The following is a 2,739-nucleotide window of genomic DNA, read 5'->3' as shown; positions in this document are numbered from 1 at the left end:
ATAGTGGAAAATTAAAAGCGGATTTAGAAAAGTTGTATGCGGATATTGTAAAGAATCAAAATGAGGTAGATGGATTATTAGGAAATTTGAAAGCTTTTCGCGATAGAATGGCGAAAGATACAAATAGTTTCAAAGAGGATACAAATCAGTTAACAGCGATATTGGCAAGTACGAATGCTGGTATTCCAGCTCTAGAGCAACAAATAAATACATATAACGATTCGATTAAAAAGAGTAATGATATGGTCATTGCTGGTGGCGTACTTTGCGTAGCTCTAATAACATGTCTTGCTGGCGGGCCGATGATTGCGGTTGCGAAAAAAGATATCGCAAATGCAGAAAGAGAAATCGCCAATTTAAAAGATAGAATTTCAGGAGCACAAGCAGAAGTCGTAATTTTGACTGATGTAAAAAATAAAACAACAAACATGACAGAAACAATTGATGCAGCAATTACAGCACTACAAAACATATCAAATCAATGGTATACAGTAGGTGCAAAGTATAATAATTTATTACAAAACGTAAAAGGAATTAGTCCGAAAGAGTTTACGTTTATAAAAGAAGATTTACATACAGCGAAAGATAGCTGGAAAGATGTAAAGGATTATACAGAAAAATTACATGAAGGTGTGGCAAAGTAAACAGTGGACTAGTTCTGCTGTTTATTTTTCATCCTGTTTTTTGTGAGAGTTGAGCTTGCAATTATATATAAGTTTGTCATGTGTTTTATCAATGTGGCTATTGGGTAATAGTTAATCAAATTGATACGAATAACCTAAATAAATTTCTGATCAAGTCTTTTATATGTAATGTTTTAATGAAAAAAGCTATACTGTAAGCAAAACTAAAAATTGGAGAGGAAATACTACAACATGGAAAATTATCTATTATTTATCCTTACAGCAATGTTAATCATAATCATGCCTGGTCCTGGTTTTGCACTAGTTACAAAAAATACTATCTCGCATGGTAAAAATGGCGGGATAAAGACTGTTTTAGGAACGATATCTGGAATGATGATTCATACAATAATGGCTACGTTAGGACTTTCTGCTATCTTAATGAAATTTGCTATGTTATTTACATTTATAAAATATGCTGGGGCTGTTTATTTAATTTATTTAGCTGTAAAGTCAATTAAAAGTGCCTTACATAAAAAAGAAGATATGTCAGGTTCAGCAGAAATGGACTCTAAGGATATTGGGGCAATTAAAAGCTTTAGACAAGGATTTACTACGGCAATTTTAAATCCAAAAACCGCTGTATTTTTCCTTAGTTTTTTACCCCAATTTATTGTGAGTAATCAAAATCATTTCCTCCAATTTCTTTTATTAGGAGTCACATTTACGACTTTGACAGCAATATGGTATTTACTTTACATCTCACTCATACGTCAATTAAGAACTTTTTTAAGAAAAGAAAGAGTGAACCGTACAATAGAGGGTATTACAGGCGCCGTATTATTAGTATTTGGAGTTAGATTGTTTTTCCAAAAATAAATATGTAGATAAAACGAGAAATAAAAAAGTTGATTATTTCTCGTTGTATTCTTTAAAATCTGCAACAGAATCAGGATTTCCCCTCAAAGTATAAATTCCAAGAGGAACCGTTTTTTTATTTACTTATATACGTACAGCTGTACCACTGACAGCAACCATTAACATTCCATCACGAACAACTTCGTAATCTACGTCAATACCAACGATAGCGTTCGCACCTTTTTCTTTTGCAAGTTCTTTCATTTCGCCCATTGCAATATCACGAGCGTCTTTTAGTTTACTTTCGTAAGCACCAACACGGCCACCGACAACATCACGAACGGAAGCGAATAAATCGCGGACAATATTTGCACCCATAATAGCTTCACCATTTACAATATCAATATACTCAATAATCTCTTTACCTTGAATTCCAGAAGTTGTTGTTACAATCATGACTGACACTCTCCTAATATTTTATAATTTTTGATTAGCTTTCTTATGTCATAGAAAAAGTAGTTCTGGTGCCAAAAATGCTTGATAGAAACATAGAATATTTTTGGCATCAGAAACAAGTCTAGTTTCTTACAGAATGAAAGCAAGGCAATTGTTTAACATATGTATCGCTATAACATATGCAATGGATCTTTTAGAAATAAGATAAGCCGCAGTAAGTATCAACGATCCAGGTAAATAAATAGCAATATCTGAAAGTTGGTTCGTATGAAGAAGTGTAAAAATCATAATCGAAATGATAGATGCAATAGCAGTACCAATATGGTAAGAAAAACGATTTATTAATATGTGGCGAAACACAATTTCTTCAAGTATTGGACCCAGAATACCAAATACAAGCAATGTAAATACAAGCGGTACCTCTGCACCCGTTTCAAGGAGCTGCTCTTGGTTCTCTGGTTGACCAGTTGCTAGAAAATACATAACACACTGTTCCACAATTAACGTAAATAAAACTACCATAGGAATACTTACTATTTTCAAAATTGTCTTCTCTTTAAAATAAGTAAAACTTTCAATAATTTCTTTCCTAAAGCAAATGATTCCTACAATAGCAGGTACAGTAAAACCGATGGCACTAAGAACAAATTCTGATTCAACTAAATTGACATTAGCTAAAAGTGATATGCCAAATAGTATGTACAAGCCAATTTGAAATGGTACAAACAGTGTAAAGATTATTAGCATAATGATTTCTTTTTTATTCATTTTTATAAAGTTCACTGTATTGCCCCCATAATTA

3 protein-coding genes and 1 pseudogene are annotated in these 2,739 nt (G+C 32.5%); 2 read left to right on the top strand and 2 right to left on the bottom strand.

What is annotated here, in order from left to right; genetic code table 11:
- Nucleotides 1-644, top strand: a pseudogene (nheC, locus tag ACQGS6_RS26010) (non-hemolytic enterotoxin NHE subunit C); the annotation flags it as partial.
- Between the two features lie 231 nt (nucleotides 645-875).
- Nucleotides 876-1,502, top strand: a complete 627-nt coding sequence (locus ACQGS6_RS26005) for a LysE family translocator (RefSeq protein ID WP_000432987.1) — start codon at nucleotides 876-878, stop codon at nucleotides 1,500-1,502.
- 123 nt (nucleotides 1,503-1,625) lie between these two features.
- Here ACQGS6_RS26005 and ACQGS6_RS26000 read toward each other — a convergent pair whose 3' ends face one another.
- Together ACQGS6_RS26000 and ACQGS6_RS25995 are read right to left on the bottom strand one after the other, a co-directional pair.
- The gene (locus ACQGS6_RS26000; protein ID WP_426965848.1) at nucleotides 1,626-1,937 is read right to left on the bottom strand and encodes a heavy metal-binding domain-containing protein; all 312 of its coding nucleotides are present in this window, start codon (nucleotides 1,935-1,937) and stop codon (nucleotides 1,626-1,628) included.
- A gap of 129 nt (nucleotides 1,938-2,066) precedes the next feature.
- A complete protein-coding gene (locus ACQGS6_RS25995; RefSeq protein ID WP_001009300.1) occupies nucleotides 2,067-2,720 on the bottom strand; it encodes a CPBP family intramembrane glutamic endopeptidase in 654 nt (217 codons plus the stop codon).
- Nucleotides 2,721-2,739: the final 19 nt, after the last annotated feature.

The sequence above is a fragment of the Bacillus sp. GMs2/2 genome, assembly GCF_050172095.1.
Classification (GTDB): domain Bacteria; phylum Bacillota; class Bacilli; order Bacillales; family Bacillaceae_G; genus Bacillus_A; species Bacillus_A cereus.
The sequence above is the reverse complement of the archived record's forward strand: the minus strand, read 5'-3'. Positions and strand labels throughout refer to the sequence as shown.